The sequence below is a fragment of the Romboutsia sp. BSD2780061687b_171204_C1 genome, assembly GCF_015560225.1.
GTDB classification, from domain to species: domain Bacteria; phylum Bacillota; class Clostridia; order Peptostreptococcales; family Peptostreptococcaceae; genus Romboutsia_C; species Romboutsia_C hominis.
On sequence record NZ_JADMRK010000002.1, the window covers coordinates 170,730 to 187,749 of the forward strand.

At 27.1% G+C, this 17,020-nt stretch carries 15 protein-coding genes; 2 read left to right on the forward strand and 13 right to left on the reverse strand.

What is annotated here, in order from left to right:
* Positions 1-39: 39 nt before the first annotated feature.
* Positions 40-999 carry a galactose-1-phosphate uridylyltransferase gene (locus I2H23_RS05765; RefSeq protein WP_195581273.1) on the reverse strand — a complete coding sequence of 320 codons (960 nt, stop codon included), beginning with the start codon at positions 997-999 and terminating at the stop codon, positions 40-42.
* Between the two features lie 293 nt (positions 1,000-1,292).
* On the opposite strand from I2H23_RS05765, the gene I2H23_RS05770 reads away from it, so the two are divergent.
* Positions 1,293-2,513: a pyridoxal phosphate-dependent aminotransferase gene (locus I2H23_RS05770; RefSeq protein WP_092924816.1), complete on the forward strand. Its 1,221-nt coding sequence runs from the start codon at positions 1,293-1,295 to the stop codon at positions 2,511-2,513.
* Between the two features lie 85 nt (positions 2,514-2,598).
* Here I2H23_RS05770 and I2H23_RS05775 read toward each other — a convergent pair whose 3' ends face one another.
* From I2H23_RS05775 to I2H23_RS05785, 3 genes are all read right to left on the reverse strand, one after another.
* Positions 2,599-3,051 carry a MarR family winged helix-turn-helix transcriptional regulator gene (locus I2H23_RS05775; protein ID WP_092924814.1) on the reverse strand — a complete coding sequence of 151 codons (453 nt, stop codon included), beginning with the start codon at positions 3,049-3,051 and terminating at the stop codon, positions 2,599-2,601.
* Positions 3,052-3,221: 170 nt separating this feature from the next.
* On the reverse strand, positions 3,222-4,664 hold the full coding sequence (gene purB, locus I2H23_RS05780) for an adenylosuccinate lyase (RefSeq protein WP_195581275.1): 1,443 nt from the start codon (positions 4,662-4,664) through the stop codon (positions 3,222-3,224).
* Between the two features lie 87 nt (positions 4,665-4,751).
* Positions 4,752-5,660 (reverse strand): tyrosine-type recombinase/integrase, encoded by a 909-nt coding sequence (locus I2H23_RS05785; protein ID WP_195581277.1) that lies wholly within the window; start codon positions 5,658-5,660, stop codon positions 4,752-4,754.
* Between the two features lie 117 nt (positions 5,661-5,777).
* Here I2H23_RS05785 and I2H23_RS05790 point away from each other — a divergent pair, with 117 nt between their 5' ends.
* Complete coding sequence (locus I2H23_RS05790; RefSeq protein ID WP_166505761.1) at positions 5,778-6,599, forward strand: undecaprenyl-diphosphate phosphatase; 822 nt, start codon at positions 5,778-5,780, stop codon at positions 6,597-6,599.
* Positions 6,600-6,754: 155 nt separating this feature from the next.
* On the opposite strand, the gene I2H23_RS05795 is transcribed toward I2H23_RS05790, so the two are convergent.
* The 9 genes from I2H23_RS05795 to mnmH all read right to left on the reverse strand — a co-directional run bounded on the left by I2H23_RS05795 (position 6,755) and on the right by mnmH (position 17,020).
* The gene (locus I2H23_RS05795; protein WP_195581279.1) at positions 6,755-8,536 is read right to left on the reverse strand and encodes a UvrD-helicase domain-containing protein; all 1,782 of its coding nucleotides are present in this window, start codon (positions 8,534-8,536) and stop codon (positions 6,755-6,757) included.
* A gap of 170 nt (positions 8,537-8,706) precedes the next feature.
* Entirely contained in the window at positions 8,707-8,988 is a 282-nt protein-coding gene (locus I2H23_RS05800; RefSeq protein ID WP_092924804.1) for a hypothetical protein, read from the reverse strand.
* Between the two features lie 172 nt (positions 8,989-9,160).
* Positions 9,161-10,210 (reverse strand): DUF4179 domain-containing protein, encoded by a 1,050-nt coding sequence (locus I2H23_RS05805; RefSeq protein WP_195581281.1) that lies wholly within the window; start codon positions 10,208-10,210, stop codon positions 9,161-9,163.
* Positions 10,200-10,772: a sigma-70 family RNA polymerase sigma factor gene (locus I2H23_RS05810; protein WP_195581283.1), complete on the reverse strand. Its 573-nt coding sequence runs from the start codon at positions 10,770-10,772 to the stop codon at positions 10,200-10,202. Before I2H23_RS05810 ends, I2H23_RS05805 begins: the two co-directional genes overlap by 11 nt.
* Before the next feature lie 191 nt (positions 10,773-10,963).
* Positions 10,964-12,505 (reverse strand): ribonuclease Y, encoded by a 1,542-nt coding sequence (gene rny / locus I2H23_RS05815; protein ID WP_092924798.1) that lies wholly within the window; start codon positions 12,503-12,505, stop codon positions 10,964-10,966.
* Positions 12,506-12,754: 249 nt separating this feature from the next.
* Positions 12,755-13,795, reverse strand: coding sequence for a recombinase RecA (gene recA, locus I2H23_RS05820; protein WP_092924796.1), 1,041 nt, complete (start codon positions 13,793-13,795; stop codon positions 12,755-12,757).
* A gap of 301 nt (positions 13,796-14,096) precedes the next feature.
* Entirely contained in the window at positions 14,097-14,639 is a 543-nt protein-coding gene (gene pgsA, locus I2H23_RS05825; RefSeq protein WP_092924794.1) for a CDP-diacylglycerol--glycerol-3-phosphate 3-phosphatidyltransferase, read from the reverse strand.
* Positions 14,640-15,962: a 30S ribosomal protein S12 methylthiotransferase RimO gene (gene rimO / locus I2H23_RS05830; RefSeq protein WP_092924792.1), complete on the reverse strand. Its 1,323-nt coding sequence runs from the start codon at positions 15,960-15,962 to the stop codon at positions 14,640-14,642.
* A gap of 2 nt (positions 15,963-15,964) precedes the next feature.
* Entirely contained in the window at positions 15,965-17,020 is a 1,056-nt protein-coding gene (mnmH, locus tag I2H23_RS05835) for a tRNA 2-selenouridine(34) synthase MnmH (RefSeq protein ID WP_195581284.1), read from the reverse strand.

The window sequence follows — 17,020 nt, forward strand, 5'->3', positions numbered from 1 at the left end:
TTATTATTGTATTTTTATATTACCCAGTTTTAATTATTATCAATCTATATTATTAAACCTTAATTTATTTGCAAATTCTGAAGGATTAATTGATGATACATATAGCCCTGTACTTAATTCAAATCCTCCAAAACTATATTTCCTAGGTATTATATGCATATGAAAATTATAATACTCATCACATTTTATTTTATTTGGATGTGTATGTATATATAGATTAAAAGGACTATATCCTCTTACCTTATATAGTTTTTTAAATAATTTTTCAAATATTTTAGATAATTCATCTATATGTTTGTCTTCCATGTTTTCAAATCTAATTTTGTCTTTTGATATAATTCTTATCTCACCGCTATATCTAGTGGCATAAGGAACTAAAGCTAAAAAGTATTTACCATTGTATATAATTCTTTTAAATTCTTTAATTTCTTTATTTATTGTATATTCATATAAAGATGATTTATTTTGATTATAATAATCCTTTGCTATATTTATTTCATTGTATATTTCTGGTGGTACAATTGATAGAGATATGATTTGAGTATGAGGATGATCTAATGATGCACCTGATTTTCTTAAAAAGTTTTTAAAAATACTAACATACTCTATCCCTTTATCATTTATTAAATTTTTATATCTATTTTTATACATCTCAAACATATGAATAAACTCTTCTTTAGTCATGTTATAAAAATTACCATTGTGCCTATAGGTATCTATCATTACTTCGTGAATGCCATATATGTCTTCTTTTTCATCATTTATTATAGGAAATTTATTATTTACAGATTTTACAAGCCATCCATTTTTATCACATACCTTATATTTTTCATCCTCTATAAATTCTTCATTTCCTCTACAAAAAGGACATTTTACTTCATACTCATTGTATATTTCCACTTCTTCATAATTTTTAGCTTTATCCATAGGCCTTTTTGACCTATCCTTTGCTACTATTATTTTATCATTATTCATGTTATCTATTATTAAGTTACTCATTTATAACACCTCTTAGAAATACATTCTTTATTATAAAAGCCTTATACTATTGATTTTACATTATATATCCATTTTTTTGCTACTTTTTTAATATCTTTAACTATTTGTGTATATTCTTATATTTATGTATACAAGATTTTTCACGCCATATATGCTACTATAATCTTGAAATTATAAATTGACTTTTTAAAGCTATCTATGGAAAATCTACTATAAAGCTTTATCGTCATAATATTATTTCCTATGGGCTATAAAATTGTCTGGTTATTTTAATTATATAGGAGGTAGTTTAAATGAAATATTCACAGAGAGTATCTGCTATGCAGTCTTCTCCAATAAGAAAGTTAGTTCCTTATGCACTTGATGCAAAATCTAGAGGAATTAAAGTTTATCATTTAAATATAGGCCAACCAGATATAAAGACTCCAAAAGGATTTTTTGAAGCAGTAAAAAACTTTGATAGTAATGTATTAGAATATGCTGTATCTAATGGTATTCCAGAATTAATAAAATCACTTCAAGATTATTATACTACATATGATATGCATTTTGATAAAGATGAAATACTAATTACTAATGGAGGTAGTGAAGCAATACTTTTCACTCTTATGGCAATATGTGATCCAGGAGATAATATAATAGTACCAGAACCTTTTTATACTAACTACAATGGCTTTAGTCAGTGTATAAATGTAGAAGTAAATCCTATAACAACTAAAGCTGAAAGAGGATTCCACTTACCATCTAAAGAAGAAATCACATCAAGAATCAATTCGAAAACTAAGGGTATATTACTTTCCAACCCAGGTAATCCAACAGGAACAGTTTATACGAAAGAAGAAATAGATATGATAGGTAAAATAGCTATAGAAAACAACTTATGGATAATAGCAGATGAAGTTTATAGAGAATTTGTATACGATGGTCTTTCATATACAAGTTTCGGTAATGTAAAAGAAATAGAAGATAGAGTTGTTATAATAGACAGTGTATCTAAAAGATACAGTGCTTGTGGAGCAAGAATTGGTTCTATAGCATCTAAAAATAAAGGGCTTATAGCACAAATATTAAAACTTTGCCAAGGAAGACTTTGTGTACCTACATTAGAACAAATAGGCTCAGTTGAGCTATATAAGACTCCAACTTCATACTTTAAAGAAGTTAATGAGGAATATAGAAGAAGAAGAGATGTTTTATATAATGAATTAATGAAGGTTGATGGTGTAGTTTGTAAAAAGCCTACTGGTGCATTTTATATAGTTGCTAAGCTTCCTGTTGAAAATGCTGAAGATTTCGTTATATGGATGCTAAAAGATTTTAATAAAGATAATGAAACAGTTATGGTTTGTCCTGCTGAAGGATTCTACTCAACAGAAGGCTTAGGTCGTGATGAGATTAGGCTTGCATATATATTAAATGAAGATGACTTATTAAAAGCTGCTTCTATATTAAAAGAAGGACTTGAAAAATACGTAGAACTAAAAAAATCTCAATTATCATCTGCTGATGCTTAATATAATTTCCTTGTGTGTAAAAAAAGAGGTATAATTTTTACCTCTTTTTTATTTATTTTCATAATATAAAATTTTTCTTATATATTTATCTGAAGTTTTCTTGATTTAGTATATCTTCTAAAGTATTTATAGCGTCCCTATATCTTTTTATATCTTCATCATTTAATTTACTTAATTTATCTTCTAGTTTTTGGCTTAACTTTTCCATAAAATCTGATGCAAGATTCATTCCCTTGTCTGTTATACTTATTAAATACTTTCTTCTGTCTGATAAATCTCTAGTTCTTATTACATATCCTTTTTCTGTTAAATCATCAACCATGCTAGTTAAACTCCCCTTTTCTATGTTTAACTTTGAACATAGATCGGTCATACTTATATCCCCATAGTTTTTGATAAACATCAAAGCTCTTAATTGCGTTTTATTAACATTTTTTATAGAAGAATATTCTTTTAAATATTCTAAATATAAACTTGAATATATTTTTGGAAATGTTCTTGATAAAAACGCGATTGTATCTGATACTACGTGGTTCATTTTGCCTCCTTAGATGTTTATATATATTTCTTTTTCTAACTATTAGTTTACATTATAAATCTAATTAAGACAATACTTTTTATTTTATTTTAAAATAATTTTATTATATATTTTTATTTTGTATTATTTTGTATTAAAAAAGTACCATATAATATGGTACTTTTAAAAATTTATACGTGTAAGTCTATTGTCATTCCTATTTGCTCTTTAAACTCTTCTATTGCAGGATCTAAATATTCTTTTACAAATTCTACAACTTGTTCTGGAGCTCTACCTATGAAGTTTTTAGGATCCATTACAGATAGTATTTCTTCTTTAGACATTTTGAAAGAATCATCATTTATTATAAGCTCTATTAAGTTGTTATCTTTACCTTCTTGCTTTACTCTATAAGCTGCTTGCATAGAGTACTCTCTTATTATTTCGTGAAGTTCTTGTCTATCTCCACCTCTTTTTACAGCTTCCATAAGTATATTTTCTGTAGCCATAAATGGAAGTTCTTCATTTATATGTTTATTTATCATATTTTCGTAAACTACTAATCCATTAGTTACATTTATACCTATTTCTATTATAGCATCTGCTGCCATAAATGCTTGTGGTATAGATAATCTCTTGTTTGCTGAATCATCTAAGCTTCTTTCTAACCATTGAGTAGCTTGTACTAATGCAGGACTTAATGATTCTGCTATTATATATTTAGAAAGTGATGCTATTCTTTCACTTCTCATTGGGTTTCTCTTATATGCCATAGCAGATGATCCTATTTGATTCTTTTCAAATGGTTCTTCTATTTCTTTTAAACTTTGTAGTAATCTTATATCATTAGTCATTTTATGCATACTTTGTGCTATACCAGATAATACACTTAACACTTGATAATCTAATTTTCTAGTATATGTTTGTCCACTTACTGCATAAGAAGATTTATATCCCATCTTTTCACAAACTAACTTATTAAGTTCTTTTACTTTTTCATGATCTCCTTCAAATAGACTTAAGAAACTTGCTTGAGTTCCAGTTGTACCTTTAACTCCTCTTAGTTTCATATTATCTATTCTGTAGTTTATATCTTCTAAATCTAGTATTAAATCTTGAGCCCATAATGTAGCTCTTTTACCTACTGTTGTAAGCTGTGCTGCTTGGAAATGTGTAAATCCAAGTGTTGGAACGTCTTTATACTTTAATGCAAACTCTCTTAAGTTGTTTATTAAGTTTACAAGCTTTATTCTTATAAGTTTTAAAGCCTCATCCATTTGTATAACATCTGTATTATCTCCAACATAAGCTGAAGTAGCACCTAAATGTATTATACCTTTAGCGCTATCACATTGAAGTCCATATGCCTTTACATGACTCATTACATCATGTCTTACTTCTTTTTCTATCTTTCTAGCTTCATCAAAATTTATATTATATATGTTAGCTTTTAATTCTTCTATTTGTTCATCAGTTATATTTATTCCTAATTCCTTTTCACCTTCTGCAAGTGCCACCCATAACTTTCTCCAAGTTGAGAATTTAAATTGTGGAGAGAATATATAGCTCATATCCTTGCTACAATATCTATCTATTAAAGGGTTTTGGTATGTACTATATTTTTTATCTATCATAATTTTTCGCACCTTCCTTAAGTTGTTATATAATAATTATATAAAATATTACGAACCATAACAAGTTTTTTTTTATTTATGTTCATTTTATTTGTTATTTAACGTAAGATTTTCTTTTTGCATCATATAATCTATACTTTCACTATCAACAAAATTTAATACATATTTATACCTTATAGCATAGTATTTATCACTCCAACCTAACTGCTTCTTTATATCAGATTCATTAGCACCTAGTCTTAGTGCTATAGCAGCATAAGAGTGTCTAAAATCTTTTGCAGAATATTGGCAAAGCCCAGCATTATCTAACGCTTTTCTAACTATTAATCTGACATTTCTATCGGTTATAGAATTACTTTTTTGAGTTGTAAATACAAAATCTTCTGTCGGCATTATAACCTCTGATAATCCAGAATAATTTCTGTAATCCTCTAATAGCTTAAAACAATATGGATGTAATTTTACTATCCTTTCTTTTCTTTTTTTGCCAAGTCTTACATAGTGGTTATCTTTTTCATCTACCATAAGATCTTTCCATTTTAAACTAACTACTTCATTTAATAAACATCCTGTTGTTACTAAAAATACTATTATAGCTCTATCTCTTATAGTTAACTTATATATGGAATCTACTAGTTGATTTATTTCTTGAATACTTAACACATCATCTTTAGTTTTTATTCTAGTTACTTCAGGCTTTTCTACATATCTAAATGGGTTTACTTCTATATATTCTTCTTTCATTAAAAAATTATAGAAACTATGTAAATAACTATATATCTTTTCTGATGTTGACTTTGCATAGTTATCTTTTACATTATCGATAAATTTTTGACAATCTTCTTTATCTACATATAAGAGTTCTTTATCATCTATAAACTCTTTAAATGCTATTATTTTTGATAAGTAATCATGCCTAGTTGCTGGGTTAAGTTTTTTCGAAAAGTTTTTAAAAATCTCATATTCATAATCATCTAATTCTATAATTTTATTCATATATTTATCCTTTCATTTCATATATTATATTTAGTTGACACCTTATAATTTTTATTGGTATACTCTAAGTTGACGTTAATTTAGTATATTAAAATTTTATGTTGGAGGAACTTTTTAATGGCAAATTTAATAGAAATTTTTAAAGCCGTAATACTTGGTATTGTCGAAGGTATAACTGAATGGTTACCTGTAAGTAGTACTGGCCATATGATACTAGTAGATGAATTTATGCACCTTAATTTTTCGGATACTTTTGTAAATACATTTTTAGTTGTAATACAACTTGGTGCAATACTAGCAGTCATTATCATATTCTTTAAAAAACTAAATCCTTTTGATAGTTCAAAAACTTCTATTCAAAAGAATGAAACAATAAGCTTATGGCTTAAAGTTATAGTAGCTGTTTTTCCATCTGCAATATTAGGATTTTTGTATGATGATAAAATAGAAGCAGCTTTCTTTAATGCTACAACAGTTGCTATTGCACTTATAGTATACGGTATAATCATGATACTACTTGAGAATAGAAATAAAAAACCTAAGTATAATGATTTCTCTCAAGTAACTTATAAGTTAGCTATCGGTATAGGTTTATTCCAGTGTTTAGCTTTAATACCTGGAACATCTAGATCTGGATCTACTATAATAGGTGCAATACTTCTTGGTACATCTAGATATGTAGCTGCAGAATTTTCATTTTTCTTAGCTATACCTACTATGCTTGGGGCTAGTGCACTAAAACTTGCTAAAGCTGGTTTAGCATTTAGTGGACTTGAGTGGGTTGTACTTCTAACTGGTTCTATAGTGGCTTTTGTAGTTTCAGTATTTGTTATAAAGTTTTTAATGGATTATATCAAAAAGCACGACTTTAAAGTATTTGGATACTATAGAATAGTCCTAGGTATAATAGTTTTAGCTTATTTTTACCTTATAAAATAGTATCTTTATAAATTTTATATAAATATAAAAGTCTTCATTTGATTATCTAAATGAAGACTTTTATAATGCATATTAAACCTGATAATACTCTTATAATGTTTATAATGTTTTATTTACTATAAGAAAATACTTATGTTTTTCTTATAGTTTCAAACTTATATATTTGATTCTATAAGAAGTTTTATTATATCACTAGATTCTTCATTAAATGCAGTTATTATAGTCAAATCATCACAAGCTCTATTTATAGCCGAATATACTTTATTTAAATCTCCTACAAAATCGTTTATTTGATAATCCTGACTTCTATCTATTATTTTATGATTGTATAACATTTCTAACTCACATAATACTAAAGCTTTGTATTCTAAATTACTCATATTATAAATATTAGAAATGGTTATTCCAAACTTTTCACTCATATTAGTTAAGTCTTCATCTGCACATATATAAGGTATTTCTGCTTCATCTAATGCCTTTCTTAGCATATATTGGAAGTATATCATTTTTCCACTTTTTAATTTCTTTTTATTGTATGGATATACTATTCCTATATCACTATAATTTAATCCTTTATCTTCTACTAAATGCTCTATCTCCCATATTACAGAGCTTATTTGTTCATCTAAATCACTAACTTTTATTATATCTACAGATTTACCTTCTTCTCTTTTAGATATACTTTTATAAAATTCATTATAAGTTTTATTTTCTCTTAAAGAATGTATATAATTATTTGCATTTTCAGAGAAATTATTTACAAATTCCACTAATCTTTTAGTTTGTTTATAATTATCTTTTAATTCTATTATTTCATCAAACGCTAGATTGTTTACATTTGGTTTGAATATGTTTAAATCATTACTTATATTTGAACTCTCACATGAATACACATTGAATATGTGTTTAGTTTTATATAAGAATTCTTTTAAGAAATATATTTCCTCACTTGAATACTGTTCGCCTTTATCTACAAATATTCCTTTAAACATCTTCTTATTTTTTATTATATTTTTAGCTTGCTTTATAAGGTTTTCAAAAGCTTTTTCATAGTCCTTTTTTAATAAACTATAGTTTATTATTAAATTGTATTTTTTAGCTAGCTTAAATATAAAAGAGCTATATGTATGTATTTCTAAATTGTTATTATTTTTATATAATAATTTAACCTTTTCTCTAAGCTCATTACATCCTTGTTTTGATGGTGTTATTATTAAAAATTTATGATGTGGATATATTCTAGCTAATTTTATAGCTCTAGATAACATTATTGCTGTTTTACCAGTACCTGGTGCTCCTTTTAAGAGTATATCACCATATTTTATAGATATACTTTTAATAAGCTGACTTTGATTTAGCATAGTCGCACTATACTCATAGTCATCACTATAAAAAGATATCTTTTTAAAATTTTTATTTAAGTGATATTTACTATTAAGTAAATAATACTCAGGGCATACGTCCATCATAAATAAATTTAATGTTACTTCATTATTTGATTCTTCTAGGTAATTATCTAGTAGTTTTTTATCATTCATTATTTCTTCAAGTTTACTTTTGTCTATTATATGTTTATATATAAATTCGCTAAATCCATAATCTTCTTCTATATCTACATATGGCATAACAAAAACATAATTATATTTTATATCACTATGAGACTGCTTCATTTTTAAACTTAACAGGTCATTTTCTTCACTCATAACCTCTAATAAGTCTTCTTCTAGGATATAGAATATATCTTCTGTTGTATCCATAAATTTTATAAATAGCGCTTTATTGTCTTTTATATATAACATATCTGTATTGATCCCTTTAAATGGTGTTACTTTAGGTATTATTTTTACATCTCTTTCTATATTTTCATAGAATACTTTTTCTACTTCTTTTATTTTTAAAGCATCTAGTTCAGAGTCAATATTTATGTAATTTTTCACCTGATATTCCCCCTCGCTTACTAATAATTATAGCATTTAAACTTATAATTTACTATATTTACTATGTATTCTATAAACTTCTTAATTTATATTAATTTAATTATATAAATTGTATCATTATATTATAGTTTTTACAAAAATAGGGAAGTTTATAACTCCCCTTAAAATTTTTAATGTCTATAATGTTCTTCCATCCAAATATTCATTTTTCTTCTTACTTCATTTTCTTTTACTTCATCAAAATAAGCATCATCTATATTATAGGTATCTACTAGATTGTATGATTCTATAGGGTATTCTAAAAAGTTACCATTTTTATTTATAAATCCTATTGTCATTATTTCATAATTATCTTCATTTTTATTAAGAACTACTCCATATTCAACTTCTTTTTCTTTATCATTAACTTTAGTCATTTTTACATACTGATTTTTTGATAATTGTTTTAGCATACTAGCACTCCTTTTATTTATAATAAACTTACACATATTTAGTATTTCCAATTTTCTTGCTTATATTTAATCTTTATATACATAAGTATTGTACTATATTGTATTTTTGTTTCTTTATATAAAAAAATGCATACTTATAAAATTTTAAGTATGCACTCTTTTAACAACTATATTATTTTTTTAAGTTTATGACTTCATCAAGTACTACATCACTACCTATTTCTTCGTATGTTCCTGGTTGTGATTTTAACTCTTTATATTTAGGTTTTTCTATCACTACTCTAATGTTTTTGCTATCTTTTGGTGATTGTAAATAAGTTTTATCACCTTTATTATCATTATCTGCTGTAGACTCTGATTGTTCTAGTTTTTTTCCTTTGTCATCAAATACTGTCATTCTATATTCATCCCACGTACCTTTTTTGTAAGAATTTTTGATTATCATATCAAAAGGTGTTATAGAAATTGAATTAACTTTTACAAAATCATTTTCAACATTTTCTAAATTTATAATATTTCTTAATTCTTTATTTACTTTTACTGGAATGTTAAAAGCCCAAGTTCCCCAAGTTACATCATCTTTATCACCTTCATTTATAGCATAGTTATCTATAACTTTTAATTTAGTCTGAAATGTAAATTCATTTGGTACTTCTTCTTTTATTTCATTTATTTTATATTTTTGTACTCCAACAAATGTATACTCATCAATAAATTTCCCTTCTAACCCTGCAAATCCAGTTGAATCTAGTTCTTTATCACTAAAGCTAACTTTATTATAAGCTTCTTCTATTATTAATTGATTCATATCTAGTTTTTTCCCATTTCCCCAAGAAGTATATTTAAATGGTTTTTCATTTTCAACTACATAAGTTATATATAATGATTGCCCATCGCATACAACTTCTGAAAGTGTAACCCCTATCCCATTTGAATATGCTGTTTCATTAATAGCTGTAGAATATTGAGAATAATTTCCTGGGAAGTAAATATTTTTTTCTATTGCTTCAAAAACATTACCTACAAAAGGTATTTTAGATGCTAACGCTGGGTTTAAAGCTCCTAGTGTAAGTATTCCAACTAAGCTTGCAGCAGCTATTTTAGGCAAATTATTTCTTTTATGATTTTTATTTTTCTCTTTTAATGCCTTTGATACTCCCTTTTCTATAGCTTCATCTATATCTAAAGGTATATTTATATTATCATATCTCTTATTGCTCATTTATCTCGCCCTCCATTAATATTTCCTTTAATTGCTTCTTTGCTCTTCTCATATGGCTTTTAACTGTATTTATTGGTATATCCATATTTTGAGAAATCTCTTCAATAGTCATGTCATTAAAGTACTTTAAAATAATAACCATTTTGTATTGCTCTCTTAAACTATCTATCGCATCATATAAATCTAATTTTTCTTCTATTGAAATTTCCTTTGCTTTTTCAACTATATTTGCTTCTTCTTCTATGTAAACTATCTTGTCTTCCTTCTTTGAATAATCTATAGCTACATTTATTAGCACTTTTGTTATCCAAGTTTTAAAAAATTTTGGTTCACTCAATTTATTTATATTTAATAATCCCTTGTAAGTAGTCTCTTGTAATATATCTAAAGCTTTTTGCTCATCTTTTACGTAACTATATGCAATTTTGTAAAGAGATACTTTATGAACTTTCATCAATTCTGTAAATGCTTTTGAGTCCCCTTTTATAGCCTTTTTAACTAGCTTTATATTAGACTCTCCTTTTTTTCTTCCTTGCCAAGGCAATGTTAATACATTTCCCATATGTTCCTCCTTTTTTTCAATGTGCCATGACACAAAATGTATACAACAATTAGACTGACATAAATACTAAAAAGTTGCAAATTTTTATATTTTTTATAAATTTATATATGATTAGAAAATTTAAATATTAATAAAGGGCTCTAATACTAACTTTTATACAAATAAAAAAAGAGAGTAAATTACTCTCTTTTTTACTTAGCATATTCAATTGCTCTTGTTTCTCTTATTATACTAACTTTTATTTGACCTGGATATTCTAATTCATCTTCGATTTTCTTAGTCATATCACGAGCTAATAAATGTATATCTTCATCGCTTACATTTTCAGGTTTAACCATTATTCTAACTTCTCTACCTGCTTGTATAGCAAACGATTTTTCTACACCATCATAAGAGTTTGCGATCTCTTCTAGCTTTTCAAGTCTCTTTATATACGCCTCTAATGTTTCTCTTCTAGCACCTGGTCTTGCTGCTGATATAGCATCTGCCGCAGTTACTAAAACAGCTTCTATTGTTTGAGGTTCATAGTCTCCATGGTGAGTACTCATAGCATGTATAACTTCTTTAGATTCTTTATATCTTCTTAATAAGTCCATACCTATTTCTACATGTGTACCTTCCATTTCATGGTCAACAGATTTACCTATATCATGAAGTAAACCAGCTCTTTTAGCTAATTTTATATCAGCTCCTATTTCAGCTGCCATTATACCTGCTATATGTGCAACTTCAATAGAATGTTTAAGTACATTTTGTCCATAACTAGTTCTGTAGTTAAGTCTACCTAATAGTCTAATTAACTCTGGATGAAGTCCGTGCACTCCTGTTTCAAATGCTGCTTGTTCCCCATATTCCTTAATTATATTATCTACTTCTTTTCTAGCTTTTTCTACCATTTCTTCTATTCTAGCTGGATGTATTCTTCCATCTGCTATTAGCTTTTCTAAAGCTATTCTTGCAACTTCTCTTCTTATAGGATCAAATCCTGATAAAATTACAGCTTCTGGAGTATCGTCTATTATTAAATCAATTCCTGTTAAAGTTTCTAGAGTTCTTATATTTCTTCCTTCTCTACCTATTATTCTACCCTTCATTTCATCATTTGGTAAATTAACTACTGTAACAGTTGTTTCTGCAACATGGTCTGCTGCACATTTTTGTATAGCATAACCTATTATTTCTCTTGATTTTTTTTCAGCTTCTTCCTTAGCTTGAGATTCTATCTCTTTTATCATTATAGACATTTCACGTCTTACTTCTCTCTCAGCATTAGTTAATATTATCTCTTTTGCCTTATCAGAAGTTATACCTGATATGTTTTCTAATTTTTCAAGTTGCTTTACTTTTATTTCTTCTACTTCTTCTTCTTTTTTTGCTACATTTTTAAGCTTATCACTTAAACTATTTTCTTTTGATTCTAGGTTATATAATTTCTTATCTAGAACTTCTTCTTTTTGTATTATTCTTCTTTCGTATTTTTGTAAGTCATTTCTTCTTTCTTTGTTTTCTCTTTCAGCTTCAGTTCTCCACTTGTGGATTTCTTCCTTAGCTTCTAGTTGCTTTTCTTTTTTAATAGTTTCTGAGTCTCTATTTGCTTTATCTATAATTTCTTTGGCTAAGCTTTCTGCTTGTCCAATTTTAGTCTCAGATATATTTTTTCTTACAAAATATCCAGCTATAATACCTATTGCTGCCCCTATCAAAAGCATTACTACAGTCTCTATGACATCCACCTCCTTTAGTTAATATCCCAAAATGTCACTTCTAAGATTTTAATCGTTAAAGTACAATCATAACTATGATATACGTTTATAAACTATAAGTATTTTCATAATCTATGTTGTAATAACAACAAAATACCTTTATTTATATTTATCTAAGAATATTTATATATAGAACTAAATTTAGATATTTTATTTCTCTTTAATTTTATAATTTTTTCTAACTCATGTCAAGTTAATAGGAGGTGTATGTTTAAGTTATTATTGCTTATCTATTTCATCTTCTAATGGTGCATTTTCTTTATTTTCATCTAATTTGTAGTGTGCTCTTACCTTCTCATCTATTTCTGCTATTAAATCAGGATTATCTGATAAGAATTTCTTAACATTTTCTCTACCTTGTCCTAATTTTATATCATTATAGCTATACCAAGCTCCTGACTTTTTAACTACATCTATATCTGCTGCTATATCTAATAAATCTCCAACCTTAGATATACCTTCACCATACATTATGTCAAACTCTGTTTGCTTAAATGGTGGTGCAACTTTATTTTTAACTACTTTTACTCTTGTTCTACTTCCGATTACTTTATCGCCTTGTTTTATACTATCTACTCTTCTAACATCAAGTCTTACAGATGAGTAGAATTTAAGCGCACGCCCACCTGTTGTTGTTTCTGGATTTCCAAACATTATACCAACTTTTTCTCTTAATTGGTTTATAAATATTGCAACACAATTAGATTTTTTTATTGAACCTGTTAATTTTCTAAGCGCTTGAGACATAAGTCTAGCTTGAAGACCAACGTGAGAGTCTCCCATGTCCCCTTCTATTTCAGCTCTTGGAACAAGTGCTGCAACTGAATCGACTACTATTATATCTATAGCTCCACTTCTTATAAGTGCTTCTGCTATTTCTAGTGCTTGTTCCCCTGTATCTGGTTGAGATATTATTAAGTTATCTATGTCAACTCCTAATGCTTTTGCATATACTGGGTCAAGTGCATGTTCTGCATCTATAAATGCTGCTATTCCACCTTGTTTTTGAGCTTCTGCTACTGTGTGAAGTGCAACTGTTGTCTTACCTGAAGATTCCGGTCCATATACTTCTATTATTCTTCCCTTTGGTAATCCACCTATACCAACTGCAATATCTAGCCCTATTGAACCTGTTGGTATAACATCTATATTCATAGATGTAGCTTCTCCTAATTTCATTACTGACCCTTTCCCAAAGTCTTTTTCTATTTGACCTAACGCTTGGTTAAGTGCTTTTAATTTATCTTGTTCTATACTCATTTATATCCATCCCTTTCTTTCGCTTTTTACAAACATTTGTTCTGTAATATAGATTATATACTAATTTTTAATTACAGTCAATTAATAAAAATTTGTTTTTACATTTATATTATTTTCCTATATTTAAATTTTACCATACTAATTTTATTTATAAACCTTTATTTACATTTTTATACATTTTATATAAAACTTATGTTTTAGTATAACTTGTATCTGTGTAAATTAATATTTACACTTTAGCTTATATTTAAAACTGTATTTTGTATAAAGTAAAAAGCGGGCAGTTTATGCCCACTTTTTATTATTTACTATTCATGAATAATTCTTTATTTTTATATAAGTATTCCCATCCTGAGTAAAGTGTTAGAAGTGTTGCTATTAATATAGATATATCTCCTATCATAATTAATAGTGAATTGTTAAAGTTTGCTCCTAATAATAATACTATTATAGCTACCATTTGGCTTATAGTCTTTAACTTTCCTCCTCCACTAGCTGCTATTACTTTTCCATCAGCTGCTGCTATTGCTCTTAGTATACTTACTGTTAGCTCTCTCGCTACTATTATTATTACCATCCAACTTGCTACTAAGCCACTTTCTATCATACATATTAATGCTGATAAAACTAATAACTTATCTGCAAGTGGATCCATAAATTTCCCAAAGTCTGTAACTAGATTATGCTTTCTTGCTATGTGTCCATCCATAGCATCTGTTATTGATGCTACTACAAATATTATACAAGCTATTAAATATTTGTTAGGTATGTTAAGTAACATTACTATTATAAATACTGGTATTAAGAATATCCTAAATAAAGTTAATTTATTTGGTAAATTCATTTATAATACATCTCCCATTAAATCATATTCTAAAGCTTTATCTATTTTTACTTTTACAAAATCCCCTATATTAAGTTGATTTTCAGATTTTGCGTAAACTATACTATCTATTTCTTCTGCATCACCTTGAGTTCTACCTATATATACCTTATCTTCTATTTGTTCTTCTATTAAAACTTCGTAAGTATTTCCTACTTTAGCTTCATTTAATTCTTGAGATATTTTTTGTTGTTCTAACATTAGTTTATCTCTTCTTTGTTCTTTTATCTCTTGTTCTATATGATTAGGTAATTTATCTGCTGCAGTGTCTTCTTCTCTTGAGTATGCAAATGCACCTAATCTATCAAATTTAACTTCTTTTGCAAATTCTACAACTTCATTAAAGTCTTCTTCAGTTTCACCTGGGAATCCTACTATTATAGTTGTTCTTATTGTCGCATCTGGTATATGCTTTCTTATCATTTCTATTTTAGATAATATATCTTCTTTAGTTGTTTTTCTGTTCATTAGCTTTAGTATTCTGTTACTTGCATGTTGTATAGGCATATCGAAGTAGTTACATATATTATCATATTTTTTCATTACCATAACTAATTCTTCGCTTATTGATTCTGGGTAAGAATACATTACTCTTATCCATTTTATACCTTCTACTTTAGCTAATTCTTCTAGTAAAGTCGGTAACATTTCTTTATTGTATAAGTCAAATCCATATTTAGTTGTATCTTGTGCTATAACTACTAATTCTTTAACACCTCTAGCTGCTAAATCTTTAGCTTCTTTAACTATATCTTCCATTTTTCTACTTCTGTATTTACCTCTTAATTTTGGTATTATACAGTAAGTACAATGGTTGTCACAACCTTCACCTATTTTTAAGTATGCCATATGATTTGGAGTTGTAACATATCTTGGCAATTCTTCATTAAAAGCAAATTCTATATCATTTAAGCTAACAACTTGCTTTTCTTTTTCTAAGTCTTTTATTATTTCGTCTATTTGTTGGTAACTTCCTGTACCTACTATTGCATCTATTTCAGGTATTTCTGCTTTTAATTCTTCAGAATATCTTTGTGCTAAACATCCTGTTACTACAAGTATTTTTAAATTTCCATCTACTTTGTATTGTGCTAAATCAAGGATAGTATCTATTGATTCTTGCTTTGCTGATTCTATAAATCCACATGTATTTACAAGTATTATATCAGCCTCAGAAAAATCTCCTACTAACTTATATCCTTTTCTATTTAGTATTCCCATCATTATTTCTGCATCTACTAAGTTTTTTGAACATCCTAGTGATTCTAGTGCTATCTTTAACATTTTTATTGCTCCTTTTTTGCCTTCTCGTGATATTTTATGCTTTCATTTAGTCCTTTAGTCATATCATCAAAGTTTATAACTTGATTATATTTATACTTATCAACCGAATGCATATATAAAGGGTCATAATACTCTACTAAATATCTTTCTACTAATTCCTCGTATTTTCCTTCATCTAATAGATTAATATATTCATCTACTCTCTTATGACCTAATCTTTTTCTAAATTTATTTATACAATCTTTTAAAGTTTGTATGTTTTCTTCTTTATTTTTTTGATTATATATATAATCTCTACATAATCTTTTAACTCTATTTTCAGTACTACATTCTAATAATATATGATGACCATCTCTTATAATAGCATCATATATTTCATTAGGTACACACACATGACCTACTCTTTTACTTTCACTTTCTATAAATATATAATCTGAGTTTGAGTAAAATAATTCTTCAAATATTTTAGTTTCGAATTTTTTCTGACTTGGTGGTTTTTGGTCAAATGTTATAAATCCAAATGTAGAACCACTATTTTTAGCTATTCCCTCTAGATCTATATTGTCTATGTTATTTTCTTCTAACATTTTAAGTAGGTCGGTTTTCCCGACTCCGGTAAGTCCATGAACTACTATAAATTCTTTTGTATTCATTATATTTCTTAGATAATCTAATACATAATTTCTATAAGCTTTATATCCACCTTCTAATTGATATACATTTATGCCCAGAGAAGAAACTAAGTTAACTACCGATCCACTTCTCATTCCTCCTCTAGCACAATAAACTACTACATTATCATGATTCTTTGCAGCTTCTAATACATTAAGATATATATCTTTTAATTTATATCCAACATAATCAAATCCTACTTTTATAGCTTCATGTTTTCCTTGCATTTTATATATAGTACCTACTTCATTATGTTCATTGTCTTTAAATAATGGCATGCTAAATGCATCTAATATATTATCTTCTTCATGCTCTGATTCAGTTCTTACATCTATAAAAACTACATTTTCCAACTTAAGTGCGTCTTCTATTTTTATTGTCTTCAA

What these genes read in the sequence shown, in the direction of transcription:
- I2H23_RS05775 (WP_092924814.1), bottom strand. Translation starts at nt 3,051, where the DNA reads ATGAACCACGTAGTATCAGATACAATCGCGTTTTTATCAAGAACATTT.
- I2H23_RS05785 (WP_195581277.1), bottom strand. Translation starts at nt 5,660, where the DNA reads ATGAATAAAATTATAGAATTAGATGATTATGAATATGAGATTTTTAAA.
- pgsA (WP_092924794.1), bottom strand. Translation starts at nt 14,639, where the DNA reads ATGAATTTACCAAATAAATTAACTTTATTTAGGATATTCTTAATACCA.
- I2H23_RS05790 (WP_166505761.1), top strand. Translation starts at nt 5,778, where the DNA reads ATGGCAAATTTAATAGAAATTTTTAAAGCCGTAATACTTGGTATTGTC.
- recA (WP_092924796.1), bottom strand. Translation starts at nt 13,795, where the DNA reads ATGAGTATAGAACAAGATAAATTAAAAGCACTTAACCAAGCGTTAGGT.
- rimO (WP_092924792.1), bottom strand. Translation starts at nt 15,962, where the DNA reads ATGTTAAAGATAGCACTAGAATCACTAGGATGTTCAAAAAACTTAGTA.
- purB (WP_195581275.1), bottom strand. Translation starts at nt 4,664, where the DNA reads ATGATAGATAAAAAATATAGTACATACCAAAACCCTTTAATAGATAGA.
- I2H23_RS05800 (WP_092924804.1), bottom strand. Translation starts at nt 8,988, where the DNA reads ATGCTAAAACAATTATCAAAAAATCAGTATGTAAAAATGACTAAAGTT.
- I2H23_RS05770 (WP_092924816.1), top strand. Translation starts at nt 1,293, where the DNA reads ATGAAATATTCACAGAGAGTATCTGCTATGCAGTCTTCTCCAATAAGA.
- I2H23_RS05765 (WP_195581273.1), bottom strand. Translation starts at nt 999, where the DNA reads ATGAGTAACTTAATAATAGATAACATGAATAATGATAAAATAATAGTA.
- I2H23_RS05805 (WP_195581281.1), bottom strand. Translation starts at nt 10,210, where the DNA reads ATGAGCAATAAGAGATATGATAATATAAATATACCTTTAGATATAGAT.
- I2H23_RS05810 (WP_195581283.1), bottom strand. Translation starts at nt 10,772, where the DNA reads ATGGGAAATGTATTAACATTGCCTTGGCAAGGAAGAAAAAAAGGAGAG.